General features: G+C 31.8%; 1 protein-coding gene. It reads right to left on the bottom strand.

The genetic code is table 11. The annotated features are described in order from the left end of the window. Nucleotides 1–280 (bottom strand): ATP-binding cassette domain-containing protein (locus R6258_RS18790; protein ID WP_318453473.1); only part of this gene is annotated, 280 nt, incomplete at both ends.

Here is a 280-nt window from a genome sequence, read left to right as displayed (position 1 = left end):
CAATCATTGTCTCAAATTCATTAGGTAATGTCGTAATGAAATGATAAATAGAAGCATCTTTACAGGCTTTAATAACTTGTTCTTTTGTTGCATTAGGATTTCCAAAAGTTAAGTTATCCCAAATAGTTCCATTAAATAACCAAGTTTCTTGAAGTACCATCCCAAAGGAGCTTCTCAAATCATCTCGACGCATTTCTGTAATAGGGATATCATCAATTAAAATACAACCACTTGTCACATCGTAAAAACGCATTAAAAGATTAACTAAGGTTGATTTTCC

The organism is Halomonas sp. HP20-15 (assembly GCF_033446685.1).
GTDB lineage: Bacteria > Pseudomonadota > Gammaproteobacteria > Pseudomonadales > Halomonadaceae > Modicisalibacter.
The sequence above is the reverse complement of the archived record's forward strand: the minus strand, read 5'-3'. Positions and strand labels throughout refer to the sequence as shown.